This is a genomic window from Teretinema zuelzerae, from assembly GCF_021021555.1.
Lineage (GTDB): Bacteria > Spirochaetota > Spirochaetia > Treponematales > Treponemataceae > Teretinema > Teretinema zuelzerae.
Genome location: NZ_JAINWA010000001.1, coordinates 236,723 through 263,128, shown reverse-complemented (window position 1 = coordinate 263,128; position 26,406 = coordinate 236,723). Strand labels below are relative to the sequence as shown.

Annotated in this window: 28 protein-coding genes; 23 read left to right on the top strand and 5 right to left on the bottom strand. The window is 53.3% G+C overall.

The window, feature by feature from the left end; genetic code table 11:
- The first annotated feature begins 40 nt into the window (after positions 1–40).
- The 19 genes from secG to K7J14_RS01170 all read left to right on the top strand — a co-directional run bounded on the left by secG (position 41) and on the right by K7J14_RS01170 (position 17,637).
- On the top strand, positions 41–412 hold the full coding sequence (secG, locus tag K7J14_RS01260) for a preprotein translocase subunit SecG (RefSeq protein WP_230752246.1): 372 nt from the start codon (positions 41–43) through the stop codon (positions 410–412).
- A 14-nt stretch (positions 413–426) separates the two neighbouring features.
- Entirely contained in the window at positions 427–900 is a 474-nt protein-coding gene (locus tag K7J14_RS01255; RefSeq protein WP_269062366.1) for a PTS sugar transporter subunit IIA, read from the top strand.
- A 79-nt stretch (positions 901–979) separates the two neighbouring features.
- Positions 980–1,285, top strand: coding sequence for a hypothetical protein (locus K7J14_RS01250; protein ID WP_230752244.1), 306 nt, complete (start codon positions 980–982; stop codon positions 1,283–1,285).
- A gap of 2 nt (positions 1,286–1,287) precedes the next feature.
- Positions 1,288–2,301, top strand: a complete 1,014-nt coding sequence (locus K7J14_RS01245) for a V0D/AC39 family V-type ATPase subunit (RefSeq protein ID WP_230752243.1) — start codon at positions 1,288–1,290, stop codon at positions 2,299–2,301.
- Positions 2,294–4,273, top strand: a complete 1,980-nt coding sequence (locus K7J14_RS01240; protein ID WP_230752242.1) for a V-type ATP synthase subunit I — start codon at positions 2,294–2,296, stop codon at positions 4,271–4,273. The genes K7J14_RS01245 and K7J14_RS01240 overlap by 8 nt, the downstream gene beginning before the upstream one ends.
- A gap of 20 nt (positions 4,274–4,293) precedes the next feature.
- Positions 4,294–4,605 (top strand): ATP synthase subunit C, encoded by a 312-nt coding sequence (locus K7J14_RS01235; RefSeq protein ID WP_230752241.1) that lies wholly within the window; start codon positions 4,294–4,296, stop codon positions 4,603–4,605.
- 16 nt (positions 4,606–4,621) lie between these two features.
- Entirely contained in the window at positions 4,622–4,963 is a 342-nt protein-coding gene (locus tag K7J14_RS01230) for a V-type ATP synthase subunit F (RefSeq protein WP_230752240.1), read from the top strand.
- A gap of 17 nt (positions 4,964–4,980) precedes the next feature.
- On the top strand, positions 4,981–5,607 hold the full coding sequence (locus K7J14_RS01225) for a hypothetical protein (RefSeq protein ID WP_230752239.1): 627 nt from the start codon (positions 4,981–4,983) through the stop codon (positions 5,605–5,607).
- Entirely contained in the window at positions 5,604–7,388 is a 1,785-nt protein-coding gene (locus K7J14_RS01220; protein WP_230752238.1) for a V-type ATP synthase subunit A, read from the top strand. Before K7J14_RS01225 ends, K7J14_RS01220 begins: the two co-directional genes overlap by 4 nt.
- Positions 7,385–8,809, top strand: a complete 1,425-nt coding sequence (locus K7J14_RS01215) for a V-type ATP synthase subunit B (RefSeq protein WP_230752237.1) — start codon at positions 7,385–7,387, stop codon at positions 8,807–8,809. Before K7J14_RS01220 ends, K7J14_RS01215 begins: the two co-directional genes overlap by 4 nt.
- Position 8,810: 1 nt before the next feature.
- The gene (locus K7J14_RS01210; RefSeq protein WP_230752236.1) at positions 8,811–9,437 is read left to right on the top strand and encodes a V-type ATP synthase subunit D; all 627 of its coding nucleotides are present in this window, start codon (positions 8,811–8,813) and stop codon (positions 9,435–9,437) included.
- The gene (locus K7J14_RS01205) at positions 9,437–9,925 is read left to right on the top strand and encodes a universal stress protein (protein WP_230752235.1); all 489 of its coding nucleotides are present in this window, start codon (positions 9,437–9,439) and stop codon (positions 9,923–9,925) included. The genes K7J14_RS01210 and K7J14_RS01205 overlap by 1 nt, the downstream gene beginning before the upstream one ends.
- Before the next feature lie 18 nt (positions 9,926–9,943).
- On the top strand, positions 9,944–10,354 hold the full coding sequence (locus tag K7J14_RS01200; protein ID WP_230752234.1) for a hypothetical protein: 411 nt from the start codon (positions 9,944–9,946) through the stop codon (positions 10,352–10,354).
- A 7-nt stretch (positions 10,355–10,361) separates the two neighbouring features.
- Positions 10,362–11,174 carry a J domain-containing protein gene (locus K7J14_RS01195; protein WP_230752233.1) on the top strand — a complete coding sequence of 271 codons (813 nt, stop codon included), beginning with the start codon at positions 10,362–10,364 and terminating at the stop codon, positions 11,172–11,174.
- A complete protein-coding gene (gene map, locus K7J14_RS01190) occupies positions 11,171–11,932 on the top strand; it encodes a type I methionyl aminopeptidase (protein ID WP_230752232.1) in 762 nt (253 codons plus the stop codon). The genes K7J14_RS01195 and map overlap by 4 nt, the downstream gene beginning before the upstream one ends.
- A gap of 82 nt (positions 11,933–12,014) precedes the next feature.
- Positions 12,015–13,502: a Do family serine endopeptidase gene (locus K7J14_RS01185; protein ID WP_230754743.1), complete on the top strand. Its 1,488-nt coding sequence runs from the start codon at positions 12,015–12,017 to the stop codon at positions 13,500–13,502.
- A gap of 154 nt (positions 13,503–13,656) precedes the next feature.
- Positions 13,657–14,268 carry a phosphoribosyltransferase gene (locus K7J14_RS01180; RefSeq protein ID WP_230752231.1) on the top strand — a complete coding sequence of 204 codons (612 nt, stop codon included), beginning with the start codon at positions 13,657–13,659 and terminating at the stop codon, positions 14,266–14,268.
- A gap of 16 nt (positions 14,269–14,284) precedes the next feature.
- Positions 14,285–17,014 (top strand): FN3 associated domain-containing protein, encoded by a 2,730-nt coding sequence (locus tag K7J14_RS01175; RefSeq protein ID WP_230752230.1) that lies wholly within the window; start codon positions 14,285–14,287, stop codon positions 17,012–17,014.
- Positions 17,011–17,637 (top strand): ribonuclease HII, encoded by a 627-nt coding sequence (locus K7J14_RS01170; protein WP_230752229.1) that lies wholly within the window; start codon positions 17,011–17,013, stop codon positions 17,635–17,637. The genes K7J14_RS01175 and K7J14_RS01170 overlap by 4 nt, the downstream gene beginning before the upstream one ends.
- A gap of 50 nt (positions 17,638–17,687) precedes the next feature.
- Here K7J14_RS01170 and K7J14_RS01165 read toward each other — a convergent pair whose 3' ends face one another.
- Complete coding sequence (locus K7J14_RS01165; protein ID WP_230752228.1) at positions 17,688–18,098, bottom strand: DUF3276 family protein; 411 nt, start codon at positions 18,096–18,098, stop codon at positions 17,688–17,690.
- Between the two features lie 28 nt (positions 18,099–18,126).
- A complete protein-coding gene (locus K7J14_RS01160) occupies positions 18,127–20,061 on the bottom strand; it encodes a phosphohexomutase domain-containing protein (RefSeq protein WP_230752227.1) in 1,935 nt (644 codons plus the stop codon).
- A gap of 176 nt (positions 20,062–20,237) precedes the next feature.
- Here K7J14_RS01160 and K7J14_RS01155 point away from each other — a divergent pair, with 176 nt between their 5' ends.
- Positions 20,238–21,464 carry a cysteine desulfurase family protein gene (locus K7J14_RS01155; RefSeq protein ID WP_230752226.1) on the top strand — a complete coding sequence of 409 codons (1,227 nt, stop codon included), beginning with the start codon at positions 20,238–20,240 and terminating at the stop codon, positions 21,462–21,464.
- Positions 21,461–22,057 (top strand): iron-sulfur cluster assembly scaffold protein, encoded by a 597-nt coding sequence (locus K7J14_RS01150; protein WP_230752225.1) that lies wholly within the window; start codon positions 21,461–21,463, stop codon positions 22,055–22,057. The genes K7J14_RS01155 and K7J14_RS01150 overlap by 4 nt, the downstream gene beginning before the upstream one ends.
- A 61-nt stretch (positions 22,058–22,118) precedes the next feature.
- Here K7J14_RS01150 and K7J14_RS01145 read toward each other — a convergent pair whose 3' ends face one another.
- Together K7J14_RS01145 and K7J14_RS01140 are read right to left on the bottom strand one after the other, a co-directional pair.
- On the bottom strand, positions 22,119–22,976 hold the full coding sequence (locus K7J14_RS01145; protein WP_230752224.1) for a peptidoglycan DD-metalloendopeptidase family protein: 858 nt from the start codon (positions 22,974–22,976) through the stop codon (positions 22,119–22,121).
- Positions 22,973–24,049, bottom strand: coding sequence for a PQQ-like beta-propeller repeat protein (locus tag K7J14_RS01140; RefSeq protein ID WP_230752223.1), 1,077 nt, complete (start codon positions 24,047–24,049; stop codon positions 22,973–22,975). Before K7J14_RS01140 ends, K7J14_RS01145 begins: the two co-directional genes overlap by 4 nt.
- A gap of 24 nt (positions 24,050–24,073) precedes the next feature.
- Here K7J14_RS01140 and K7J14_RS01135 point away from each other — a divergent pair, with 24 nt between their 5' ends.
- Both K7J14_RS01135 and K7J14_RS01130 read left to right on the top strand, forming a co-directional pair.
- Entirely contained in the window at positions 24,074–24,487 is a 414-nt protein-coding gene (locus tag K7J14_RS01135) for a cytidine deaminase (protein WP_230752222.1), read from the top strand.
- A 70-nt stretch (positions 24,488–24,557) separates the two neighbouring features.
- The gene (locus K7J14_RS01130; RefSeq protein WP_408033969.1) at positions 24,558–25,250 is read left to right on the top strand and encodes a PTS sugar transporter subunit IIA; all 693 of its coding nucleotides are present in this window, start codon (positions 24,558–24,560) and stop codon (positions 25,248–25,250) included.
- On the opposite strand, the gene K7J14_RS01125 is transcribed toward K7J14_RS01130, so the two are convergent.
- Entirely contained in the window at positions 25,234–26,397 is a 1,164-nt protein-coding gene (locus tag K7J14_RS01125) for a hypothetical protein (RefSeq protein ID WP_230752219.1), read from the bottom strand. The two genes, K7J14_RS01130 and K7J14_RS01125, sit on opposite strands and share 17 nt — an antisense overlap.
- Positions 26,398–26,406: the final 9 nt, after the last annotated feature.

The following is a 26,406-nucleotide window of genomic DNA, read 5'->3' as shown; positions in this document are numbered from 1 at the left end:
TATTATATAGTAAAAATCGAATTCATTATTGGAGTCATTTATGGGTATTATTGGTGTTATTCTGCTGGTTGTCTTTGTCATTATCTGTTTGCTCATCATAGCGCTCGTGCTCGTTCAGAACGAGGATGGGGACGGTCTTGGCGGTTTGTTATCAGGCGGCAGCAATTCTGCCTTCGGTTCCCGATCAGCGAATGTTCTTACCCGCGCCACATACGTCGTGGTTACTCTGTTTTTCGTTTCCGCCTTTTTCCTTGCTTTTATTAATAAAAGCCCCAGCGATAAGGGTATCGAAGCCGCAGCCCGCCAGGCTCAGATCGAATCTTCCGATACTGAATGGTTCCTCGAGGAATCCGCTGAAGACGCTTCGGTTGAAACCGGGACCGCGCCGGCAGATGCTGCTTCGGCGGAATAAACAGGTTTATTAGTATGGTTCTGCGGAGCATCTTCTCGTCAAACTTGATAACTGTTTCCATGGAAAGTGAAGACAAGGAAGAATCGTTCGAAGAACTTGTACAGCTGTATTCAAACCAGAATCCCAAGGTCTCCCGTTCGCTTATTCTCGATGCGTTGAGAAGCCGGGAGGCTAAGCTTTCTACCGGGGTAAAGCCCGGCATCGCCGTTCCCCATGCCAGGATTCCTTCATTTCCCGGCGTTACGGGGATCATCGGCATTTCCCGCAATGGAATCGACTACGATTCTCTGGACGGCAATCCCGTTCATCTCATATTCCTGATACTTGCGTCCGATGCCGAGTGCGCTCTTCAGCTGCGTTCCCTTAAGCGGCTCTCTTTTTTATTGGACGATCCTGAATTTTATCCGTCGCTTTTGCAGGCGCGGGATGCCGTATCCGTGTATAATGAACTAAGCAGATTCGAAGACATTTTAACAACCTCCATGTAATGTGGAGTTGATAATGACGGAGCTTGCCCGGAAAGCCGCTTAGACTTGCCTGACGGATCCGCTTTCTGAGGAGGTTGAAATGGTTGCACAGGATGTAATCGGACATCTTATCGATGTCGAGCGGCTTGCATACGATTTGCTGCTCGACGCTCAAACCGAAGCCGACAGGCGAAAGGCCGCCGCGAAAGAAAAGGCTGATGCCGAATTCAAAGCCGCCTACGAACAAATCATCTCTCGCCTGGAAGAAGAGCTCAAACGCGAAAAAAAAGCCTGCGACGACCGTCTGTCGTCCGAATACTCGCGGTTCGATTCAGAATTAACCTCGATTCCTAAAGACTATCAGTCTATGGCAGCCTACCTCGAATCCGTGACAGCGGGTTTATAAGCATGGACAGAACAGCGGCAGATGCGTATGTCTATGCCAAGGCATGCGGAATGTACGGCCGTTCCTATACCGGCCTAAAAGCTAAAAAACTCTTCGAGATCAAGCGGCTTCAGGATTTGTGGACTCTTCTTTTTTCAGACGATGTTCCCGTCGTTCCTGAAGGCATGCTCGCTCTTCTGCTTGAACGAAAATCGGCTCAGCAGGTCGTTTCCGATTATATCGTTTTGCTTTCCGCCTATGATTCGCCGGATCCCCTTGCCCGGGCTTTGCTCGCGCGGTACGACTACGCAAATTTAAAATCGGCCTTGTCTTCCCTTTTGCTGGGAAACGCCGAAGCGCCCTTTATGGTGGATTTAGGGAAGTTCTCGATATTTCATCACGATAAGTGGCCGGATATCGCCGCGATGACCGCAGGAACCAGCCTTTCCTGGTGCGATCATATTCCCGATGCGGAAGAAGAGATTGTGTGGGAAACGCGGATCGACAACGATTATTATCGGCTTTTGTGGACATCCCTGAAAAGGCTCAACCGCAGCGACCGCGAAGCCGCGGATGCCCTCATTGCCGACGAGATAATTCTTCAAAATATCGTGTGGGCGATGCGCCTTCGCGTGTACTACCAGAAAACAGCTGAGGATATTCTGCCTCTGCTCGCTTGCAACGGGGAACAAGACGACGAACGGCTCTGCGGACCCGCCAGGGAGATCCTTTCCTGGCCTCTTGATACCTGGGAGCCCTGGTCTTCTTGGCAGTATAAGTGGCTTTTAAATCAGCATGAAGAAGGGGTGCCCTGGTTCCTGGATCCCCGCTGGGCCCAGCTTTCCTCAGATAATTATCTCTATCGCCAGGCTATTTCCGGTTTTCATCAAAAACCGTTTACCGCCGGCGTGCTTGCTTCTTTTTTTAGAATCAAGCAATTGGAAGAACAGATGATTCGCGTCGCAGCCGAAGGATTGCGGCTCGGCGCAACTGAAGAACAAATGAAAGAGTTTATGGGAGGCGGTCGAAATGTTTAAAACCACAAAGATGAAACTCATAGAGTTGATGATTCTCCGCCAGGATATCGACCGCGTATTGGAATATCTGGGGAAGACCGCCAACTTCCAGATTCAAAACGAGACCGAACTCCCGGCAGATTCGGCTCATAACCCTCATCGCGCCATGTTCGATCAACTTCAGTCATGCCGTTCATTTCTCAAGCTCCCCGACGTATCTTCCTGGAGCGATGATTCCTCGCTTCCCGGGGATTCAGATTACGCGTCGGCTCAGGACATCCTCGCGGCGGTGGAAGATATGCGCCGAAGAGAAAACGAAGCCGGCGACCGGCAGAAGCGCATACGTTCGGCCTGGGACGAGGCTAAAGCCTTTGCGAACCTGAAGGTTGCGTACTCGGAACTCGAACATCTTACCTTTTTATCGATGAGGATCGGAAAAATCGATCCATCTATTTTCGAAGAACTCCGGTTTTCCGTAGGCGACAGAGCCGTCATCGTGTCCCTCGGCGCGGATAATTCGCGGATTCTGGCCGCCGCTTCGAAGAAAGGCAGATTCGCGCTCGACAGCGAACTCAAAAAGTTCGGCTTCATCGCCCTGGAAGTGCCGAAAGATTTCAAAGGCGTGCCCGACGACGTGCTCGAAGGACTGCAAAAACAGTCGGAGGAGGCCGATCGCGAGCTTGCCGATCTATCCGCTCAACGAGATCGCTATGCCGATGCCCACGCGGAACAGTTGAGAAGGCTTCTTGAGTCCTTTTCTTTGGGAGCGCAGGTTTCCCGCATCAGGGAGAGCCTCGAAGCCACGCAGCTGGTATATCGTATTATGGGCTGGATCGCAGCCTCCGATTGCTCTCAGGTGATGCGCGATCTCGACAACCTCACGGAAGGCAGAATCGCTATACGCACCTACGAACCCGGCGAAGTTCCGTCCGTGAAGAACGGTCATGAAAAGGTTCCGGTGCAGTACCGGCATAACGCTTTCGTGAAAAGCTTTGAGCGCATGATTTTCAGCTACGGCGCGCCTCTGTACGGTACGGTCGATCCGACTCCCGTCGTCGCTTTTTTCTTCACCCTGCTTTTCGGAATCATGTTCGGAGACGTAGGGCAGGGGTTGGTATTCTTTTTGATCGGACTTCTCATGATTTCCAAAAAAGCGAAGGTCCTTAAAAACTGGAACAACTTCGGGCCGATTTTCGTCGCGATCGGCTGCTCCAGCATGGTTATGGGGCTTCTTACGGGAGAGTTTTTCGCAAATTCCGAGGTGCTCCGCCCGTTCAGCCGGTTCGTCACCGGATTATTCGGAGAACCGCGCGATCACATTCTTCATATGATGCCGTCGAAGGATTCGTTGGGTAAACTGATCGTGTTTTTCGGGTTCACCGTGGCCGTCGGCTTCATCATCAATTCCGTGGGCTTGATAATCAACATCGTGAACCAGTTTTCGCTCGGCAAGCCGGCCCACGCCGTGTTCAGCAAGACGGGCGTGTGCGGCGCCTTCTTCTTCTGGTACGTAGCTTCCTTCGTTATCCGCGTTCTTCTCGGCGGCGTCGGATTTTCATGGTTCGATATCGTCGGCATCGCAATTCCCCTCATAGGCATCTTTTTCGCCGAGCCTTTCACCAGGCTTTTCGAGGGGCATCGGCCTGTGTTCGAGAACGGACTTTTCTCGGCCGTGATCGAAGGAATCGTCGAAATACTGGAAGTCGTTTCAACCTATATTTCCAATTCTGTCAGCTTCCTGCGCGTCGGCGCGTTCGCCCTTTCTCATGCGGTCCTCAGCTTTATCATCTTTACAATGTCCGATCTGGTGGGCGGCTCTCTTTCCGCCGGGGGCATCGCGATAGGCATTTTCGGAAATGCGATTATAATCATTCTTGAAGGTCTTATCGTCGCCATCCAGGTGATCAGGCTGCAGTACTACGAGTTTTTCTCTAAATTTTTTACAGAAACGGGAAGGGAATTCAAGCCTTTCCGGTTCAAATATACAGATTGATCCGAAACAAGGAGTTTTTTATGAATCGCAAAACTTTTGCATCCGTAGTTATTCTCGGCGTATGCGCCGCCGCAACCCTCGCCGCCTCTGAAGCGGCTGCTCCCGCCGCGGCGGCATCTTCGGTCGCGGCCTTTAAATATCTTGCGGCGGCCGTTGCTGTCGGCATCGCCTGCATCGCAGGAGGCATGGCCGTAGGACGCATCGGTGCGGCTGCAATGGGCGCCATGAGCGAAAACCCCGAGTTGTCGGGAAAGGCTCTTCCCTTCGTCGGTCTCGCCGAAGGCATCTGCCTGTGGGGCTTTCTCGTTGCCCTTCTTATTATTCTTCTCTGATTCCGGAGCGTAGCTTTTGCAATACTTTGTCATCGGCGAACGGGAACTCGTTCTAGGCTTCTCCCTGGTCGGCATTCACGGCGCGGTCGCGAGGACGCGCGAGGAGGCGTTAGACGCGTTCTATCGGGCCACCGGCCGGGGAACTTTGCTAGCCGGAGGAACCCCCTCCGAATCTGAACGCGCGAAAATCCTCATTTTGACCGAAGAAGTCTCATCCATGCTCGATGAAGAAGTTCGGGACTGGCAAATGGGCGCCGATTATCCGCTCATCGTGGAAATTCCGGGATTGCATGGACATTTGAGCGGCCGAAAAACGCTGACGGATTCAATCCGGGAAGCAATCGGAATTCACGTGTAAGGGAAACAGGTTTAATTATGGAAGAATTACGTTCTACAGAGATATTGGATCGGGAAATTCAGGAAGACGCCCGCCGCAAGGCGGAGAAAATCCTGAAGACGAGCGAGGCCGAATGCGATCAGATCCTCTCCGATACGCGCAAACGCATAGAGACGGTCGGTCTTGAAAAAAAGGCCGAATACGCTCGATTGCTCGATTCATACATCCGGGACGCGGAATCCGCCGTTCCCCTGGAAAAGCAGCGCAGACGCGTATCCTTTGTTGATTCGTCGGTCGGCGAATCCCTGGAACGATGGCTTGACGAACTCGGGTCCGAAAAGCGTTTTTCCCTCTACGGCCGCATGCTTTCAGGTTTTCAAACCGTGCTCAGGGGAGAAACCGTTCGCGCGTACTACAAGGGTTCCCGGGAAACGGATGTGAGAAGCCTTATCTCCCGTGCCCTGCCCGAGTCTTCCTGTCCGGACTGCGTCCCCGCCTCCGGAAACGCTAAAAGCTCTTTTGAGTTTTCCGAAGGAATACTCGTCGAAACTGAAAATAAATCGATACTGTGCCGGGCAACCCGGGAGGAGCTTTTAGCCGACTTGCTGACGAACAAGAGGCAGGAGCTCGCCGAAGCCCTGCTCGGCGGGAGGATTCCTTCATGAGTTCAGACATAGTTCAAGGATCGGTTACCCGAATCTCCGGTCCCATCGTATACGCGGAAGGCCTCGGCTCGTGCGGCTTGTACGACGTCGTCGACGTGGGCGAAGGCGCCCTGATCGGCGAAATCATCAGGCTGAAGGACGGGATAGCCACTCTCCAGGTATACGAAGACGATACCGGCATGCGGGTCGGCGAGAAGGTTCTCTGCCGTCGCCGTCCGCTTTCCGTCCGCCTGGGCCCCGGTCTTCTCGGCACCATCTACGACGGCATCCAGCGTCCGCTTGAAACCCTGTTCGCGGGTTCTGAAGCTTTTCTGAAGCCCGGAGTCAGAAGCGAGCCGCTCGATACCCTGAAAAAATGGCGTTTTGTTCCCGCAGCAGGACTTTCCTCCGGATCTCCGATTAAACCGGGCTTCATTCTCGGAACCGTTCAGGAAACCAACTCCGTAGTCCACCGCATCATGGTTCCCCCGTCGATCAGGGGCAGAAGCATCGCATGGTTCGCCGGCGAAGGCGAGTACACGATCGAAGAGCCGATCGCCAGGACCGAGCTCGACGAGGATATTTACCTTGCGCATTACTGGCCGGTGAGAAAACCCAGGCCGTTTTCAGATAAGCTTTCAGTATCGGAGCCGTTGATTACCGGACAGAGAGTCATCGACGTATTTTTTCCTCTTTCCAAGGGAGGAACCGCCGCAATTCCCGGCGGGTTCGGCACCGGTAAAACGATGACTCAGCATGCGGTCGCCAAATGGTGCGACGCAGACATAATCGTGTACATCGGCTGCGGAGAGCGCGGAAACGAAATGACCGACGTTCTTACCGAATTTCCCGAGCTCATAGATCCGCGCACCGGCCGCTCCCTTATGGAGCGGACCATTCTGATAGCGAATACTTCGAACATGCCGGTAGCGGCCCGCGAAGTGTCCCTCTATTCCGGAATTACGCTTGCGGAGTACTTTCGCGACATGGGCATGCACGTTGCCATCATGGCGGATTCCACAAGCCGCTGGGCAGAGGCTCTGCGCGAGCTTTCCGGACGAATGGAAGAAATGCCTGCGGAAGAAGGATTCCCCGCCTATCTTCCAACGCGTCTGGCCGAGTTCTACGAACGCGCAGGCCGCGTGAATGCACTTTGCGGAGATAAAGGCTCTGTTTCGATCATCGGCGCGGTTTCTCCTCCGGGAGGAGACTTTTCCGAACCCGTTACTCAGCATACAAAACGCTTTATCAGATGCTTCTGGGCGCTCGACAGAGAACTCGCGAACGCGCGCCATTATCCGGCGATCGGCTGGATCGAGTCGTATTCCGAATACGCAGAGGAAATAAAGCCCTGGTGGGATCGTCTCGATCCCCGCTGGAACGACGTGCGCGTCCAGGCCCTCGAACTGCTCAAGCGCGAACAGCGCCTCCAGCAGATCGTCAGGCTCATCGGACCGGACGCTCTTCCCGACACCGAGCGCATCATTTTAGTGGCGGCGGAGATGATCAAGAACGGATTCCTCCAGCAGAGCGCCTTCGACGACATCGATATGTTTTCGGTTCCGGAAAAACAGATTCTCATACTTGTGATGATTATGAACTTTTATCGGCGTTCTCTGACGATCATCCGCAACGGAGCACCGCTCGGAAAGATCGTGAATCTGCCCTGCCGCGAAGAAATCATTCGCATCAAGACTACCTTCGAGAACGAGGATGTCGCCGGCATGCACGGGGTCGAAACGAGGATGGCTCAACAATTGGATGAACTTGAGCGTATGTACCGGAAGTTGGAGACTGTATGAGAGGCGTAGAATATCGGGGCATTTCGTCGGTGGACGGCCCCATCGTCATAGTTAAACGGCGCGAAAACGTGTTTTACGGAGAAATCGCGTCGGTTCGCGACAGTTCCGGCCAGATCCGCACCGGACGGGTAATCGACGTATCCGACGAGAACTGCGTCATCCAGATTTTCGGATCCACCAGCGGGTTGAGCCTTGAAAACACAACCGTTGAATTCCTTGAGACCCCCATGGAGCTTCGCGTCTCCGAAGGCTTGATGGGACGCATTTTCAACGGACTGGGAAAGCCGATAGACGGATATCCGGAACTCTACTCCTCGAAAAAACTGAACGTGAACGGCTATCCCATCAATCCTTACGCCCGCGTATATCCGAGGGACTTCATCCAGACCGGCATTTCCGCTATCGACGGCATGAATACCCTGATCCGCGGACAAAAGCTTCCCGTGTTTTCCGGCAACGGTCTTCCTCATAACCGGCTCACCGCCCAGATCATCAGACAGGCGAAAATTCTCGCCGCGGACGAAGAGTTCGTCATGGTTTTCGCCGGAATGGGAATCAAGTACGACGTAGCCCGTTTCTTCATCGATACCTTTGAAAAGTCGGGCGTTCTTTCGCGGGTCGTCATGTTCCTTTCACTCGCAGACGCTCCTTCCATAGAACGCATCATTACGCCCCGCTGCGCGCTGACAGCCGCCGAATATCTCGCCTATGAAAAGGGCAAGCACGTTCTGGTCGTCCTGACCGACATGACGAACTACTGCGAAGCCCTCCGCGAAATATCGACGACCCGGGGCGAGGTTCCCGGCCGAAAGGGCTATCCCGGATATCTGTATTCCGATCTCGCCGAGATTTACGAGCGGGCCGGCAAGATCAAGGGGTCTTCGGGTTCGATCACCCAGATACCGATTCTGACCATGCCAAACGACGACATCAGCCATCCCATCCCTGATCTCACCGGCTACATCACCGAAGGCCAGATAGTTCTCGACCGCGAGCTTTCGCAAAAAGGAATTTATCCGCCGGTCGCCGGGCTTCCCAGCCTTTCGCGCCTGATGAAGGACGGCATTGGAAAGGGTATGACCCGCGATGATCACAAGGACGTTTCAAGCCAGCTTTTTGCCGCCTATTCGAAGGTGAAAAGCATCCGCAACCTCGCGGCTATCATCGGCGAAGAGGAACTGGCGGACGGAGACAAGCAGTATCTTCGATTCGGCGAACTGTTCGAACAGCATTTCCTGACTCAGGGCGAGTTTGAAAACCGCTCGATCGCCGAAACTCTCGACATCGGATGGCGGATCCTTTCGGTTCTGCCGCGCTCCGAACTGTACCGCATTAAGCCCGAGTTCATCGATCAATATATGCCGGCGGCTCTCGCCGCCGCTCCGATCGCCGCTGTTCCCATGAAAGGCCAGGCAGGCTGACATGGCACGCCTTCCTCTCGCTCCGACAAAGTCTAATCTTCTTTCGGTGAAGGAACAGCTTTCGATCGCCCGCGACGGATACGAACTGCTCGAACAGAAGCGCGAAATCCTGGTAATGGAGCTCATGCAGATGGTCGAGAAAGTTAAACTGTTGGAAGCCGACATCGATAAACAGATAGCAAAGGCTTATCCGTCTCTCAAGCGGATGTTCATGGCCGTCGGACGCGACAGAACAGAACGGGTCGCAAAAACCGTTTCGTATGAATATCATTTGGAAGAAAAACGCGTTATTCTCGCCGGGATGACCTTTTCCTCCGTTTCAGTAAACCTGCCGAAACGGCGTTTGGCGTACTCGTATTTAAATTCCTTTGCGGATTGCGATAAAGTCATGATAGACTTCTTCGAGTTGCTTCGACTCCTCACCGATATGGCTTCCATCAGAACCATCGTGTGGCGTCTTGCGCGCGAAGTGAAAAAAACGCAGAGACGGGTGAATGCCCTGGACAAGCAGGTTATTCCGCAAACCAGGGAAACCAAGACCTATATCGAAAGCGTCTTGGAAGAACGGGAGCGTGAAAACGTGTTTGTTTTGAAGGCTCTCAAATCCAGAAACGGAGGCAATCGCTGATGATAAAGCCCCTTTTTCAGAATCTTCTGGTTATGGTCAACGGAACAGAAGCTTCGATTAACGCGGTGAAATACGCCGTGTTGATGGCCAAATTATACCGCAGCAAAGTGCACGCCGTGTACGTCGTCGATACTGCGACCATAAAACAGCTGACGCTCAACCGGATTTTCATCGAAGAAGAAAGCCGCGAATACGAAGAGAGCCTGGAACAGAACGGTTTGCGTTATCTCGCCTACGTCGACGAGCTCGGCAAGGCGAAGGGCGTAAAAATCGAGACGGAACTGAGACGGGGCGCGATTTGGTCTGAAATCGTCGCTTCCGCGGAGGAGCGCCACATCGACGCCATCCTGCTCGGCGGTTCGGATCATGACTCAACAGACCAGAAGGAAATTAATTCCTCGACATTTAAATCGATTTTGCTGAACGCCAGATGCTCGGTTCTTACCGTGAAAGAACGGATGATCGAGCAGCTGTATAAACTGGCGTAACAGCCCGGGAGACTAAGAATGAGAGTTGCGCTTATCGCTTTTATAGACAAACCCGACAGGCGGGTTCAGAATATCATGCAGAAGATGGCGAACGCCGCCGCTTCGAAGGGTAATCAGGTCGACGCCATCAACGGAAACGAGGATCTCGTGAACACCCGTTTGACCGTGTACGACTACATTGCCGTCTGCACCCGTCCTCAAGGCCTCTTCGGAGGAAAACTGCCCCGCCGAATCTCGGACTTTCTCGCGACTTCCGGAACGATATCGGGCAAGAAGGGCTGCGCCCTTGTGCTGAAAAGCGGATTCTCGTCCGCGAAAACCTGCAAGAACCTTATGAAGGCCCTTGAGGCCGAAGGATTGATGCTCGATTACTTCGATATCGTCGGAGATGAAGACCATGCGGCCCTGGTGGGCAAAAAAATAGGCTGATTTTCACGTGGAAGACTGTTATAGAGTTCTCGGCGTTAAATCATCCGCGTCCGCGGCTGAGATAAAGCGCGCTTTCCGCGCCCGGGCGAAGGAGTTGCATCCCGATACGGCCGGAGAAGGCGTCGACAACGCCGAACGGATGCGCGCCCTCATCCTCGCCTACGAGACGCTTTCGAATCCCGGAAGGCGGGCCGAGTTCGACGCGACCTGGGCATCATTCAGAAAGTACCGCGAGGGATCCTCCTCCGACAGCTCCTTCGATTACCGGATGTGGCTCATGCAGCGATCCGATCCGGAAAGCCGCTCGAAGCTGATATTTTTCGATCTTCTCCACGATTTGGAAGAGGAAGCGGTTCGCGAGTATCTGTTGCAACTTGAGAAGGATCCTTCCTTTCCCTTGTCCCGTTTCTTCGATCGGGAAGATTTCATGGATTGCGCGTTCATTCTCGCAGAGGAGTTGGATCTCCGATCGTATCCCCTTGAAGCGTTTCATCTGCTGATCGAAGTGTACCGCATGGAAGCCAGGAAACCGTATTTTAAGCACTTCTTCCCCGAGGTTGTGTTGATGGTTCGCACGCTTGTGCGGACCAAGCTGGCCGGCTTCGTTCCCGACGAGCTGGCTCTCGACGCTCTGGAAACGGCGCTTGAGCTGAAGTTCGGTAAAAAGGACGACGCGTTTATTTTAAAGTTGATGGCACAGTGCTACGAACGGATGGGCGACTCTCACACCGCAGCCCTCTGCGTTCGCGAGGCGCTGCGCCAGGATCCGAAGATTACCGGAATGAGAGAGTTGAAAAAAAGACTGGAGGTCTATGAATGATACGGATAAAAAACGAAAAACAGATAGATGGAATAAGAAAATCCTGCAAGGCTCTTGCCCGGTTATATAAAAAGCTCATTCCCCTTGTCCGCGAAGGGGTATCCACCGGAGAGCTGGACGAGTTTTGCGTCGACTTTATCCAGAGCATCGGCGGCAAGCCCGCATGGTATTCAGAGGGCTTTCCCGGAGCCGCGTGCATTTCCGTCAACGAGCAGGTCATTCACGGCATTCCATCCAGGAAACGAATAATCAAAAACGGAGATTTGGTTTCACTGGATATCGGCATCAATCTCGGCGGATACATCAGCGACTCAGCGGTGACGGTTCCCGTCGGCGTCGTCGGCGAACGCGAGAAAGAATTGCTCGACGTAACGACCCGCTCGCTGTACGCCGGAATCGAGGCCTGCAAGGCGGGCAACAGGATCGGCGATATATCCCGGGCCGTCTACGACATCGCACATTCAGCCGGTTTCGGCGTCGTCTACGAATACTGCGGTCATGGAGTCGGCTTGAGCGTCCATGAAGACCCTCAGATTCCCAATGTTCCGGAGCGCGGACCGAATCCGAGAATCGTTCCCGGAATGGTTCTGGCGATCGAACCTATGATCAACCTCGGCACCGGCGACGTCGATCTTCTTCCGGACGAGTGGACGGTGGTCACGTCCGACAGAAAAGTTTCGTGCCATATGGAGCATACCGTCGCCGTGTTCAAGGATCATACCGAAATACTCACCATGTTGGATAACGGCGAAGAATAATCGTTTCTTTGTAACCCGAACCTCCTCATTTTTATTATTTTAACGTTAGGAATTTTTCGGAGGCATATATATGAAATCAACGATGCGTAAAGTAAAGACAGCCGTACTGCTCTCTCTCGCCGGGTTGTTCTCTTTTTCCCTGGTGGTGTTTTTTTCGACCCGCGATCCGGGTTCAGCGCAGACGGCTTTCGCTGATTCCGTCACGGCAACTTCGGTATCGGCAGAATCGATATCGTTTTTGGAAGGCTTGCAGAAGGCCAATAGAAGCGTTTCATCCGCCATTCTCCCGGCCGTAGTGACTCTGGACGTAGTGGAAACCAGAATAGTGGATTCTTCCGGAGCGAATTCGTTCCCCTGGTTTTTCTTCGGAAATCCCGGGCAGGGGGACAAATCCTCGGAAGGAGAAGCGCCGAAGCGCGAGTACAAGTCCGAGGGTCTCGGCTCCGGCGTGATAGTGCGCAAATCCGGCAAGGTCTATTATCTGCTGACGAATCAGCACGTTGCCGGTGAGGCCAAGGAAATCGTCGTTCGTCTGTTCGACGGGCGCGAAATGACGGGAACCCTCGTCGGTGCCGATGAAAGAAAGGATATAGCCCTGGTTTCTTTTGAATCCGACGACGCCTCGATTCCCGTCGCGCGCATCGGAGACTCCGATACCGTAAAAACCGGCGACATCGTGTTCGCTGTCGGAGCTCCGCTCGGCTACATGTCCTCTGTCACTCAGGGCATCGTAAGCGCTGTCGGCCGCGACGGCGGGCCGAACAACAATATCAACGATTTCATTCAGACCGACGCGGCTATCAATCAGGGAAATTCCGGCGGCCCGCTTGTCAATATCTACGGCGAAGTCGTCGGCATAACCGCATGGATCGCGTCTTCGAGCGGCGGATCGCAGGGTCTCGGCTTTTCGATTCCCATAAATAACGTGAAGAAAGCCATAGACGACTTTATTTCGGACGGCCGGGTGAAATACGGCTGGCTCGGAGTATCCCTTTCAAGCGCCGACAAGACTACTCTTGAAGCCCTCGGCCTCCAGGGACGCAAAGGAGCTCTAGCGGCTCAGGTATTCCTAGGTTCGCCCGCCGACAAGGGCGGAATCGTTCCCGGCGACTTCGTCGTTTCTCTTAACGGCCGGGACGTAAAGACCGTGGATCAACTGGTCCGCGACGTCGGCGATCTGGTGAGCGGAGACAAAGCTTCTTTCGTCGTGGTTCGCGATGGAAAAGAGAAGAAAATAGACGTAAAGATCGAAGAACGGAACGAAAAGAACGTTTCTGATTCCAGCAAGCTGTGGCCCGGGTTTATGCCGTTCAACCTCAACGAAGACATACGCAAGGAGCTGAAGATCGACGCGAAACAGAAGGGCATCCTTGTGGCCGGCGTTCAGGCGAAAAGCGCTGCCGCCGTCATGGGGCTTCAGTCGGGAGACGTTATCGTGAAAATAAACGACGCCGACGTTCAGAATATTTCCGACTTCTATAAGAAGCTCGCCGACAAGTCCGCGAAGGAAGTGTGGTTCGACGTTCTGCGCGAAGGACAAACGGTTTCTACGATGCGCTACAAGCGTTGACGTTGCCAACCTCCGGGCTCGCCCGGAGGTTTTTTTTCGTTTCGGCAAGAGTTCGGCAGAACGGTCAAGCCTTCTACCGCGCTCTCTCGTCGAGCGCTTTCCCTTGAGTAATCGCCGAAAAAACGTTACAGTGATTGGATGAGAGGTGTAGATAATGCATAAGGAATTCCTGACATATGAAACGGTGCGCAACAATGCGCTCAAGATGGCATACCGAATTCATCAGGAAGGTTTCATCCCCGATGTAATATATGTATCGCTGAGAGGCGGCGCGTATTTAGCGAACGTCATAAGCGAATACTTCAAGATCGTCAGAAAGGATGCTCATCCTGTGCTGTACGCCGCCGTGGTTGCAAGATCGTATTCGGATATCCGCCAGCGCGACAGGGTCATGGTCGACGGCTGGACCTATTCTCCCGAACATCTGCGCCATGGAGACAAGATTCTTCTTATAGACGATATTTTCGACACCGGAAAGACTATAAATCATCTGGTAGAAATACTGCTGGAGAAGGGCATACCAAGAAACGATATCAAGGTAGCCGTGCACGACTACAAGTACTTTTCTTTTCATGAGGAACAGCTTCCGATCCAGCCCGATTACTGGTGCAGAAAGCACGAAATCGGAAGCCCTGATCAGGATTGCTGGATTCACTATATGAGTCATGAACTGATAGGCTTGAGCGAAACGGAGCTTGAGGAATACTATTATCGAGCGGATCCTGAATTACGGCCTATCCTGGCCGCGCTGAATAAACATAAATGACGGAAAGGAGGGAAGGGTGACACTGCGAACGGCTTTTCTGGCCATTTTTGCGGGACTTGCGTTGCCTCTTCTTTCCCAGTCTCCGGCGGCGGGCGCGCTTTCTGCCCCTGCAGTCCCGACGCCCTCGGTTTCTCCCGGATCGTACCGGATTCCCCAAAATCTTTTTTTTTCCTATTCACATAAACACCGGTTGGAGTTAAGCATAAACGGAGATACATTCACTCCCTATCAATCCCCCGTATTTTTGACCGGCGCCGCGGACGAAGAAATCCGGTATCAAGTACGGGCTCGCTTATTCAATATCGAACCGGATTCTAAATATATCAGGGAAGATTCTTTTCTCTGGATAATCGATCGGAAACCTCCGCAACCTCCTCGTTACTCGTTTGAAAATATCGAAGGCGGCAGGCTGGTGGTTTGTACTCTCTCGGAGCCGGGTAGGGTCGAGATCAGAACATATCATCCGCTCGCGAAGGCTTTCTCCACGGAATCTGTTCCTTCAGGATCGTCCTTTTTCCTCCCTTCCGGCGCGCGTATGGTCGCCTGGGGGATCGACGCGTCCGGAAACCGGAGCGAGCCGAGCTCTCCCGATTTCACTCTTCCCGACTCGCGCGCAAAACCGTACAAAATCGTGAGTCCTCTTCCGGGCGTATGGAATAATGCTCAGCCTCTGTATATCGAAGCCGCCGCGGGCGCAGAAATCAGATACACGCTGGACGGCTCCGATCCGGCGGTTTCCGGAGTCGAGTACAGCGAGCCGGTTCTCATCGACGCCGAAGGATCCCTTTTGGTCCGCATAAGCGCGCGGAATTCCCTCGGCAGGGCCTGGGATGAGTCGATTTCCTATTCGGTCGAACCGCTCCCTCTTCCCGATCTCGGATCTCTTGATTTCTCCTCTCCTCTCGTCGAGCTCGGCGGATTCGCAGAGGTACGCATACCCTACGGGTTTACCTATTCGATCGGCGATGAGATTCCCCATAACGCGGGCGGTAAAACCCTTTCTTTCTCCGCTGTGCAGGGAGCGGAAACGGTGTATCCCCTGATTATGAAAAACGAGGAAGGTGTTTTCAGATGGCTGTGCCGCGCTTTCGAGGGGGGCCGGTCGAATGAGGCTTCTCCTGCATCGGAGAACCAAACTACGCCGCTTGTTCAGCCGTTCGTCAATTCCTGGAATTTCGTTTCCTTTCCCGATAAAACCCCGGTTTTTTATTCCTTGGACGGACGGAAATGGAGCCGCTACGAAGACCCCTTGTTTTTTCAGCGCGAGAGAAGCGAAACTCTTTTCTGGTATTCTCCCGCGCTCCGTTCCGGCGAAGTGCAACGTCTTGATTTGCCTCCAGTTCCCGCTATAACCGGAGCTCCCCCTTCCGGCGTTTCGCGTGAACCGGTGTTTATTTCGCTTCCGTCCGGGCCGTACCAATATCGTCTTTCATCCGGTTCTGCTTTTTTTTCATCGCTTTCACAGGGCTCAGTCCAGGCGCCTTCCAGTCAAGTGTTCGAAGTCCCTCAGGATGCCGAGTACCGGTTTTCCCTTCTGTTTACGGTTTTACTCGACGGCGTCGTGCATGGAGAAATTCCTGTGCGCTTCGACATCGACCGTAAAGCTCCGAAAACCCCGCTTTCGGGCCTGCCTTCAGAACTTTCCTGGTCGAGATCGCCGGTGCGATTCACCCCGGAAGGTACGGATTCGGTCGTTGTTTCGATTGAAAACGGACCGTGGCGGCGCGAAGCTTCCTCGTATATCCTGGAAGGAAGCGAAGGATCTCCGGTCGACTACGCGGTAACTATTTCTTCAGTAGACGCTGCCGGCAACAGAAGTTCTCCGAATACCTTCGCTCTTCGAGTCGATCTCAATGCCTTGTTCGTAGATTCGACGGCGCACGCCGCCGATGATTCCGCCGATTTGCCGGATTCAAGATTTACGGATCTCGATTCGGCTTTGGACGCAGTCTCCCCGGACGGGCTATGGCGGGTCTATCTTGCCGGAAATCACATGATAACCCGCAAGCACGCGATAACCGCCGATCTAGTTTTGTACGGAAACGGTTCGTCCATCGATTTTTCAAAAGACGGAGCTCTCGCGATTCGGGACGGTTCGCTATCGGTTCTTCAGTGCGCTCTGAGCAAAGACGAGCGCTCTGAGTCCTCGCTCTCTCCTGCCGATTCTCGCTCTACCGGTTCGGCCTTGATCGACCTGATTTCGTCGACGTTTCTTTCCCGCTCGTCGACCTGGAAGCTTTCAGATCGCGGCGGAAATCCGATTATCCGGTGCACCGATTCCCGATTGGTTTTTGAGCGATCCGGTTTCGAATCCGTTTCGGACGAATACGCCCAAATTATTGATTCGCAGGGATCGGAAATCGGAATCGACGGATGCGAACTGATAGCATCAGGCTCCGTGGCCTCCCCGGTGAGCCTCCGGGCAAGCCGCGCGCTAATTCGGAATTCCTCTATCTCAGTGTTTGCCGAAACGGCTGGCCGCGCCCTTGAAGCATGGTCGTCGCGGATCGACGCCGATCGACTTACGCTTCGCGGCTCGAATACCGATGCGTTCTCTCAGGCCGCGGCGCAGGCGGCTATTCGGGATTCGCGATTTACTACCGGCGCCTTGAGTCTTCCCGATAAAAACGAGGGTCCGCTTCCGTACGCCGTATGGATCGATAGAAACTCGGTTCTTTCCGGCGCGGACGCGATAACAGCCGGCGGATTCCGCGCCGTCGTCGGCGGCCCGGGGGCTTCGCGGTGAGCGTAGAAGATCCTATCGTTTTTTCCTGCGGTTTGGACGAAGCCGGACGAGGCCCGTTGGCGGGTCCAGTATGCGCAGCCGCGGTGATACTGTCTCCGGATTTCGACGTATCCGTATTAAACGACTCGAAAAAACTATCACCCAAAAAACTCGCTATCGCTATGGAAGCTGTTTACAGAGGTTCTCTGTCCTGGGGCATCGGATGGGCCTCTGCCGCCGAAATCGACGAGATTAATATTCTGCAGGCATCGCTTCTCGCCATGTCGAGAGCCTGGGATCGGATGCTCGAACGCTTGCGCGGCGCCCACGTGACCCGAGACGTTTTTTTCATCGACGCGGTAGTAGACGGACTCCACAAACCCGTCATCGGAGCCCGGTCTATACGAGCGGAACCTAAGGCAGACGGAACATATGCTGAAGTTATGGCAGCGTCGATATTGGCGAAAACAGCCCGCGACCGCATGATGACTCGATACAGCTGGCTTTATCCGGAATACGGCTATGATAGCCATATGGGGTATCCGACCAAGGCCCATATAGAAGCTTTAAAACAAAACGGGCCTTCTCCCATTCAGCGGAATAGTTTCCGTTTGAAGGGCGAAGGCCAGCTTTCTCTCTTTTAACGGCAGAGCGCCGATAAACGCAGGCGAAACCCTTGCGGTTCCGCGGCTTTTTATTTCTTTTCCTGATCTTTTTTACTGATTACTTTTACCCGTCTGGGAGCGGCTCTCGGGGTTTTCTCTCCGGAGCTTTCGGCGTTTCTCGGCGCGCGGGTTGTCTCTCCGTCGGGATTCTTGCGATACACCTTTTTTTTGGCGGCAGCCGGTTTAGCGGCGCCGGCCTTCAGCTTTTCCTTTCGGGTTTTTTCGATGAATTTCAGGGTGTTTTCAAGTCCCTGAAGGAAACGCTGCATGTCGTCTTCGAAAACCACGATAGCATGCCTGTCAAATCCCGTTCCCTCGAGGCTTTTGCTCTCGACTACCTGCAAAAAAACATCTCCGGTCCTGTTTTCCTTAACATTGAAAAAGTAGGTCCGGTTGTCAAGTGAGACCTCCGTCGTAAAGAGTTCTCCGCGTACACCCATAATCACATCCTTCCTTAGTAAGCCGATACTATACTATTTCTCGATCAGCCTCAAGTACCATGGCGGTCAGCCATTCCAGGAGCCTTCGTTCCTTGCTGACGTCGGTTCCGCGGCAATCCGCGAGTATTCTGAATACCGGCTCGGTGCCCGAGCCCCTCATCCACAGATAGCCGGCCGGGTTTTCCTGACGGTCGAGAAACTGGATTTTCAATCCGCCTTTTCCCGACTCTCCGAAATCGCCGATTCCCCTGGTCTCTGTTACTCCATTATTCGATATGGCCGTCCAATCCGCAAATTCGAACTCGGCGGCCAGAGAGTCTTTCTTTGCTTTCCATTCCCTGAGGAATACGTTCTGGAACTTCCTCTTTAATTCGCCGTGGTCGAGCGTCGTTATTCTGAGCATGGCGTCGGCTTCGAATACGGAAGTGGTTACCCATGAAGGGAGGCTTTTTCTGATGTCGTTCAGCGTGAAATTCTCGCGATACAGATGCTCCTGTCCCGACGCGGCGCACCAGAGATGATAGAGTCCCGGACCGTCGGCATCGTCCCGGATGATGAGCATTTTGAGCAGGGCGAACAGGGTATTCAAGGGGTCGCGCACGGCCGCCGGGTGTGTGATGTTTCCGCCGTTGGACCCTTCTCCCAGTATCCTGACGATGTATCCCTTTGAACGGTACTCCCGCGCGAGGTTTACCACGTTCGCCTCTCCGACTTCGGCCCGCGCTACGGACACCCCGAATTTTTCGGCGATGCTTTCGATCATAAGGGATGTCGGATCGTTGACGACGACGGCGGCAGGAGGCTCGCAGGGAGATCCCGGAACCCGTGCAATGATTTTCTGATGGAATAGATGGGAGAGCTCTGCGACTACGGAAAGCGCGAAAACCTCCTGCGCCTGCAGAATTTCCGCCTCGCCGGTTTCTTCATTCCAGAAAACGATGTTTCCCCGGTCCCCGTCGCAGTCCGGCATATAGCCGAGAACGGTGTTTCTTTCTTCCGCGGTGGATCCTGCTGTCCGCAGCCGTTTCAATTCCTCCGCGCAATACGAGAGGCTTTCTCCTTCCGGAACGATTCTGTGCGCGATCTTGCCGGTTTCAGAATTGATGCTGAAAAAGCCGATTCCGCACGATTCCATAAAGGATTTGTCGATCGACGACGCCCGCGCGCTTCCGTTGAAATCTGCCACGACCGAAAGCGGTGTTCCCGATTCCTTGAGTTTTCGGGCGGAACTCCGTATCAGCTCGAAGAACGGCTGTATAAGTTCTTCTTCGTCGCGGCCGGAGATGACCGTACGCGCGAACCGTTCATAGGCTTCGAGGCACGCTTTTTTTTCCGCTTCAGACTCTTTTCGGACTGCCGCAAGCGCGTCGCGCGGACAGGCGGATAAAAGCGTGTTCGCCTTGTCGACGGTGCCGGGATCCCGGCATGCCTCGGTAAAGCGCTTGATAAGGATCGCCACCTCCTGTCCGGGAAGCACTCCTCCGTCGTCGAGCCCGAATTTGACGCCGTTATGCGCTATCGGATTGTGGCTCGCCGAGATATAGGCGAAGCCGTCGAACGAGCGGGCGTAGGCCATCGCCTCCGGAGCCGCGGCTATGGAGGGGAAATGGACCTCGATATCCGAAGCGATGAATGCTCTGCACATCGCATCGGCTAATTGAATGCCAGTCGGCCTCGAATCGAGAGCCACAACGATGCGGGGCTTGCGGTGCGGCGTTTTCGCATGAAGATATTCGGCGAAGGCCGCGGCCATATGAACCGCGAGCACGGTATTGGCCTTGCCTATCGTCGGAGACGGATCTTCGTCCGCACCGGATTCGGCAAACGGTTTTCTCCATCCTGAAGCGGATAAAATCAGCGGAGAAAATGCGTTCTGCACATCGTCATACGAAGGAAGAGGGCTTGAGAGCAAGGAATCGTGCGAGTCGGCGAATTCCGAAAAAGCTATATTTGCGTGCGGCATGCGAGCACCTCCGATTTTTCGAAATGTTACCATATCGTCCTTTTTTGCTCAACTTGACGAGAGTGTTGCATTTGCATCGCTTTCCCATTGGCACTTGCGACCTGTTTTAGTATATTTACTGGGCGCGGGCTGCTGAAGTTATCCGTGAGGGGGGTGGGTTTCTGAACCCTAACAACATGAAAGAACGCATATATCTTGATTTTAACGCGACGACGCCCTTGAATCCGCAGGTTCGGGAGACTTTGTTTACCGCATTGACGCAGTACGCGAACGCTTCGAGCATGCACGAGGACGGGCGGATCGTAGCGAAGAATGTATTCGCGGCGAGGGAGCAAGTCGCATCGCTTATAGGCTCTGATCCTGACGAGATTATTTTTACATCAGGCGGTTCAGAGTCGAACAATACCGTTTTCAATACCGTTTCTTCTCCGGCTCTTGTACATACAGGACGGTTGAAGGAGCTGTACGGCGGAAGAAAAACCGTTTTCATTTCGGCTATAGAACATCCGTGCGTGATGGAGTCGGCGAAGCGGTTGGAGTTTCTCGGATTTACAGTGAAGCAAATTCCGGTAGACCCTGAAGGAATGATCGTACTCGAGTCCTATAAAGCAATGCTGTCAGCCGCGGCTTCTTCGGCACGGCTTGAAGATCGGCCGCTCCTCGTTTCCGTCATGATGGCGAACAATGAAATCGGGACAATTCAGGATATTCGGCTCTTGTCTTCTCTGGCTCACGAGGCGGGAGCTCTGTTTCACACCGACGCCGTGCAAGCGGCGGGAAAAATACCGGTCGACGTGAAAGCTCTGGATGTCGATTATTTGACGCTTTCAGCTCATAAAATATACGGACCGAAGGGCGTGGGCGCCCTCTATGTAAAAAAAGGCGCCCCCCTGGAATCGTTCATTAAGGGCGGACATCAGGAAAAGGGCCTGCGGGCGGGAACCTATAATTCTCCCTCGATCATCGCCTTCGGAGAAGCGGCGCGCCTGGCTGCGGAGGGATTGAACGATTATGAAGCAAGTCTTCGCCGGATGCGGAACAAGCTTCGGGACGGTTTCCTTGAGGCGATTCCCGACATCAGGATAAACGGACATCCTGATCAGGTTCTTCCCAACACCCTGAATGTTTCATTTCCCGGTGCGGAGGGCGAAGCGATTCTGCTGATGCTCGATCTGAAGGGCATTTCCGTTTCGACCGGCTCGGCTTGCGCTTCAGGAAGCCTTGAGCCGTCGCATGTGCTTATGGCGACCGGAGTCGGTCCCGAACTCGCGCACGGATCGATCCGCTTCAGTCTGGGACTCACCACGACCGATGAAGAAATAGACTATGTACTTGAACAGATGCCTCCGGTGATAAAACGTCTTCGAGGCTTTTCTACTGTCGCACACAAGGAGGGCGTATGACTGAATGGCTGTATTCCGACGTGGTGAAAGACCACTTCATGAATCCTAAAAACGTGTTGGAGGATGATGAATCTTCCTGGCCTTGCGACGGACGGGGCATCGTTGGAAATATAAAATGCGGCGACCAGATGCTGATTCTTCTCAGGATTAAGGACGACGTAATAACCGATGTGAGGTGGAAAACCTACGGATGCGCCAGCGCGATCGCCTCTACTTCGATATTGTCCGAGGCAATAAAGGGAATGCCTCTCAAAGAAGCCTATATTCTGAAGCCTCAGGACATCGTAGCCAAGCTCGGCGGTTTGCCTGCGAACAAGATCCACTGTTCCGTTCTCGGCGATAAGGCGTTGCGTGCGGCGATAGACGATTACCTGGAAAAGAACGGCCTTCCTTCGCTTAAAGGCAAGGAAGAGGTTACCGTGATCTGCACTTGTTTGAATGTCACCGATAGGGATATAGAAGACGCGTACAAGGCAGGGGACCGCACCTGGGAGGATCTTCAGGCGCGTACGAAGATAGGAACAGCTTGCGGCGGATGCCGCGAAAAAACAATGGAACTGCTGCATGAGCTGGAACATTTGTACGGAGAATAAATCTTTTCGTCCGTGACGCAATGCAACCTGAAAACAGTTTTCTGTTTTCAGGTTTTTTTTATTACTCGACCGTCAATCCGAACTGTACGCTTCTTTCATTGCCAGCGATGTCCCGCGCAACGATTGTGATATCAGCTCTTCCCCTGGATATCCTGATTTCGCCCAGATTGAGGCGGGCATCGTCCGTGTATAATACCGACCCGTCAATATCGGTTCCGACCGACAACTTTCCGTCTTTTTCCTTGAACAGTTCGAAGGGCACGGAGGCTGTTTCCGCGCCGTTGACGAGAACGCTCGCTCTGAATATTCCCAGTTCGGCATTGCCGCTGTTAACCGTGTCGAATATTTCCGCGATGATTCTGTATTTTCCCTGTTTAAGGGTTTTGAGCGTTCCGAGCGGATATGCCTGGCCGTTCGCAATCGACACAGCGCTTGCGTTCCTGATGACCGGCGCTTTTGAGTCCGGTATGGAAGGCAGAAGCATTTGGGGATTCAAGAGATTCTTTCGGTCTGTATCGTACACCTGAAAAAAGCAGTCTCCCTCATTCTCCCCGGGATTCTTTTTCGCCGCTCCTATGATGGCTCCCGATTCAACCTGGATAGCCTCGGCAACTCTCAGGAGGTCGTCCAGGTTTCCGTAGACGCTGATCAGCGAATCTTCGTGGGCGACGAGCACCGCGTTGCCGAGCGTTCCGGGAAAACCGCTTAAATTGGAGCTTTCCTCCATGACGAAAAGAACTTCTCCGTCGCCGGCTACGCGGACTTCTTCCGTTTTCGACAGTACTATGCCTCGTTGAACGGTCGAATCAGTCTTTTGTCCGAATACGGACGTCGCGTTCATCAAAGACGACGGCCATTCAAGCGAAGCCAGCTGAACGGCCGCGAGGAATGTTAACAGCGCTGCGTTGATTTTTTTCATTTTAGACCCCGTATCGCGATTTTGGAAATATTCGAATCGGCACCCAGATACGCGTCTCCGCCGTTTTGAATGAGAAACGCGTTATCAGCCTTGAATCGTGTGCTCGCGAGCAGATGATCGGGCCGTTCCACCATCGCCAGCGTAAAATACTCCTCATCGCGCGAGAGTATAAGAAAGAGGCTTTCGCCGGGATTGAACCCCGCAGATACAATTTTTCCGGCGAGGGGAATAAGATGTATTTCGTTTTTTTTGCAGTCTATGATTCCCAATCCGTCTGAAGTTTCCACAAAGGCCCACTCTCCCGCAGATTCGAAAGACGCGAAGCTGTTTCTGCGCAGATCGCCTTTCAAGTATCGGTGCTGGATGATTTTCGTCTGATTCGCCCGAATATCGATGACCAGAATTCTCTGTTCCTTGATGCCCGAAAGGCAGACAACCTTTTTTCCATCCTCCGACACCGCGGCGCTGAGAATTATTTGATGCGAGCTTCCGCCGGGATAGAAAGAGAAGAGGATTTCGCCTGTTTGATTTACGCAGACGAGCTTTCCGTCTCCATACCCCATAATAGTTCCTGAGCGGGAAGAGTTGAACGCCGTCAGGGGCGCGATATGATCTTGCGTCCACAGCGGTTTGCCTGTCTCGTCCAGCTGGCTTACCCCGCCGCCGCCGGGAAGAAACAGGTACCTACGGTCGTCCATGAGAAAAACGTTTCCCTGCAGCGCTATAGTCGCCGCAGGCGTTCCGTCCGGAGAGGCAATCGAGGTCGTTTTGCTTTTCATGTCGGAATGAGCCCATGCAGCGCGGCTTACCGAGGCATTTCCCTCCATTTGCCGGGAGAACAGAATCTCGCCTGAAGGCGTGAAATAGCCGAATTTTTCTCCAAGGATGAACGGCTCCAGATCGAGAGGAGCGTCAAGGCCTTCCGGCCAGCTTTTAGCTTCTGAAATATCCTGCGTCCATACGGGTTCGAAGTACAGTTCGCTTTTTAACGGCAGGGGGGCCGCAAAAAGATAGATAATGAGGAATACGATGGAACCGGCGACTATGTATTTGATATTTCCTTTGATGTTCATGGGCTTCAATGGTATAATAGGTATATGGAAAATTCAATAGAATACAAAGAGCTCTTTGAACGAGCTCTCGAAGCCGCCAGGTCGGCATACGCGCCCTATTCGAAATTCAGGGTCGGCGCTGCGCTTTTATTAAACGACGGAGAAATCATAACCGGCGTTAATGTGGAAAACCGCTCCTTCGGATTGACCAATTGCGCTGAAAGAAGCGCCGTATATACTGCCGTGAGCGCTGGAAAGCTCGGTTTCAAGGCGATAGCGATCGCTACTCCCGACTCCGAGTATCCGGTGAGCCCTTGCGGTGCATGTAGACAGGTCTTGTCCGAATTCATGAAAGCAGATGCTCCGATTCTTTTCGGACCGGTTTTCGAGAAAGCGATCTATTCCTCCCTTTCGGAGCTCTATCCCTTCGACGCTTTGCACGAGTTGGCAAAATCCTGATATTCGTCGTGTAAATTATTTCGCAAATAGCCCATGATTACCCATAATGCTTGACATATAGTACTGTATGATGCAAAATAATGCGAAACGAAGAACAGGAGTGAAAGCCTTGGCTGACGATATATTAACGATTGAAGAAGTTGCGAAATATTTACGCGTATCCGAACGCACCGTCTATGACTGGGCTCAGAAGGGTGAAATTCCCGCCGGCAAGATCGGTACTGTTTGGAGATTCAAAAAAGACGAAATCGAGAAATGGGTGAATGAGCGACTGACGAGTTCCGTGAAAACGAATCAAAGCGCTCCTCTTGTGCAGGTTCAGAATATTCTTTCGCCTGATAGAATCGTCATCCTGAACCACTCAACCCGCCACGACGCTCTGGTCGCTTTGGCAGACACTCTCGGAACCGCTCCCCAGATCAAGAACCGCCAGGAATTGACGGTGGAAATCTTGAAGCGCGAAGAGCTTATGTCTACCGCGATCGGCAGGGGAATCGCTATTCCCCACGTACGGCTTTCTTCGGTCACGGATCTGGTTATGGCCGTAGGTTTGTGCAAAAACGACATAATTGATTTTCAAACCATAGACGATGTGCCGGTGCGCCTTCTATTCATGATCGCCGCTGCCTACAATCAGCACGCGTACTATCTGCAAACCCTTTCTTTTTTCAGCACGAAGCTGAAAAAGACCTCCCTCCGGGAAGGTCTTCTCGCCGCCGCTACACCCATGGAAGCGTATAATCTTCTTATTGCGAAGGAGTAGCTTGGGGAAACGCAGGGAAATGGACGGCGAACCACTTTGTCGGATCCGCCATTTCCCTCGCGATCAAACCCATTTTTACCTTCGCGGTGGTGTCTCCCACCAAGTATTTTTTTCCTCCTGACTCGAATCTCGCTCCCTCTCCCTCGCAATCAACCCCGACCAGCGCATGGCTGAATTCGGGCGAAATCATGACAACAGCGTCGATCCCCATCTGGTTCAGCAACAGCGCCGTCAGAAGAGCCCTTGAATCGCAATCTCCGCGGTTCTCGATGAAGGCAGCGGGAAGCGAAGCGAAATCGCTTTGCTCAAGATTCCTTTCGTATCGAAAGCTTTGCGTCCATTCAAGCAGCACCGCCGCTTTTTCATACGCGTTGTCGGGCAATACGGTTGCCGCGACGAAGGCTGCTTTTTCCATCCTTTCCCAGCTGTCCTTCCAAATCATCCGGTAATATCTTTTCCATGCGTCATAGACGAGAGGCGAGTCGAGGTAGGCGGTGAGGAGAGAAAATTCCCGGTCGACGACAGCCTGGCTCGCCGGAATATCGGTTGTATCGAAGGGCGCTTCGACCGTATATTCGGCCGTTTTAAACTGTCCCGCAAGAGGCCCCTCCTGCGGCCAGGCAAAGGTTGTTATCGGTCCTGAAGCGAACCAGCTTCCTTCATCGGTGCATACGGCATCGAGGGTTGAAAGAATAAGTATTTCCGAATACTCGAACTTGTCCGGCGGAGAGACTGAGGCGAAGGCGAGCCAACCGCGGTTTTCCGGAAGCTCCAGGGCGAGCGACCAGCCTGATAATTGAGAGGATTCGATTTTCCCGAGAGCGGCTTCCCTGTTTCTCCAGAAAAAGGCGGCGCGATCCTGAGTTCCGGTAAACTGTTTCTGTACATGGATAAGCGCTTCTTCGGCAGAAGAAAACTGCGCTGCATCGTATCTGGCGATCAGAAGATCAGAGCTGAAGATCGTATGCGTAAAGCGGTAACGGTCAGAGCCTGATTTTTCCGCGAGAATATAGCCTTCAGGCAGGTCGATCGACCACCCTTCCTCCGGCGATCCGATGATTTCAGCGTTCGCGGCGGCGAACGCCGCGATCAGGCAGCAAACAAGGAAGGCGCGGCAGGGAGACCCGAGATTTTTTCGTCCGTTCATGCTAGTATT

Bases quoted from the DNA above. Each gene is read 5' to 3' on its own strand.
- secG (WP_230752246.1), top strand. From the start codon at position 41: ATGGGTATTATTGGTGTTATTCTGCTGGTTGTCTTTGTCATTATCTGT.
- K7J14_RS01255 (WP_269062366.1), top strand. From the start codon at position 427: ATGGTTCTGCGGAGCATCTTCTCGTCAAACTTGATAACTGTTTCCATG.
- K7J14_RS01250 (WP_230752244.1), top strand. From the start codon at position 980: ATGGTTGCACAGGATGTAATCGGACATCTTATCGATGTCGAGCGGCTT.
- K7J14_RS01245 (WP_230752243.1), top strand. From the start codon at position 1,288: ATGGACAGAACAGCGGCAGATGCGTATGTCTATGCCAAGGCATGCGGA.
- K7J14_RS01240 (WP_230752242.1), top strand. From the start codon at position 2,294: ATGTTTAAAACCACAAAGATGAAACTCATAGAGTTGATGATTCTCCGC.
- K7J14_RS01235 (WP_230752241.1), top strand. From the start codon at position 4,294: ATGAATCGCAAAACTTTTGCATCCGTAGTTATTCTCGGCGTATGCGCC.
- K7J14_RS01225 (WP_230752239.1), top strand. From the start codon at position 4,981: ATGGAAGAATTACGTTCTACAGAGATATTGGATCGGGAAATTCAGGAA.
- K7J14_RS01220 (WP_230752238.1), top strand. From the start codon at position 5,604: ATGAGTTCAGACATAGTTCAAGGATCGGTTACCCGAATCTCCGGTCCC.
- K7J14_RS01215 (WP_230752237.1), top strand. From the start codon at position 7,385: ATGAGAGGCGTAGAATATCGGGGCATTTCGTCGGTGGACGGCCCCATC.
- K7J14_RS01210 (WP_230752236.1), top strand. From the start codon at position 8,811: ATGGCACGCCTTCCTCTCGCTCCGACAAAGTCTAATCTTCTTTCGGTG.
- K7J14_RS01205 (WP_230752235.1), top strand. From the start codon at position 9,437: ATGATAAAGCCCCTTTTTCAGAATCTTCTGGTTATGGTCAACGGAACA.
- K7J14_RS01200 (WP_230752234.1), top strand. From the start codon at position 9,944: ATGAGAGTTGCGCTTATCGCTTTTATAGACAAACCCGACAGGCGGGTT.
- map (WP_230752232.1), top strand. From the start codon at position 11,171: ATGATACGGATAAAAAACGAAAAACAGATAGATGGAATAAGAAAATCC.
- K7J14_RS01185 (WP_230754743.1), top strand. From the start codon at position 12,015: ATGCGTAAAGTAAAGACAGCCGTACTGCTCTCTCTCGCCGGGTTGTTC.
- K7J14_RS01180 (WP_230752231.1), top strand. From the start codon at position 13,657: ATGCATAAGGAATTCCTGACATATGAAACGGTGCGCAACAATGCGCTC.
- K7J14_RS01165 (WP_230752228.1), bottom strand. From the start codon at position 18,098: ATGGGTGTACGCGGAGAACTCTTTACGACGGAGGTCTCACTTGACAAC.
- K7J14_RS01160 (WP_230752227.1), bottom strand. From the start codon at position 20,061: ATGCCGCACGCAAATATAGCTTTTTCGGAATTCGCCGACTCGCACGAT.
- K7J14_RS01155 (WP_230752226.1), top strand. From the start codon at position 20,238: ATGAAAGAACGCATATATCTTGATTTTAACGCGACGACGCCCTTGAAT.
- K7J14_RS01150 (WP_230752225.1), top strand. From the start codon at position 21,461: ATGACTGAATGGCTGTATTCCGACGTGGTGAAAGACCACTTCATGAAT.
- K7J14_RS01145 (WP_230752224.1), bottom strand. From the start codon at position 22,976: ATGAAAAAAATCAACGCAGCGCTGTTAACATTCCTCGCGGCCGTTCAG.
- K7J14_RS01140 (WP_230752223.1), bottom strand. From the start codon at position 24,049: ATGAACATCAAAGGAAATATCAAATACATAGTCGCCGGTTCCATCGTA.
- K7J14_RS01135 (WP_230752222.1), top strand. From the start codon at position 24,074: ATGGAAAATTCAATAGAATACAAAGAGCTCTTTGAACGAGCTCTCGAA.
- K7J14_RS01130 (WP_408033969.1), top strand. From the start codon at position 24,558: ATGCAAAATAATGCGAAACGAAGAACAGGAGTGAAAGCCTTGGCTGAC.
- K7J14_RS01125 (WP_230752219.1), bottom strand. From the start codon at position 26,397: ATGAACGGACGAAAAAATCTCGGGTCTCCCTGCCGCGCCTTCCTTGTT.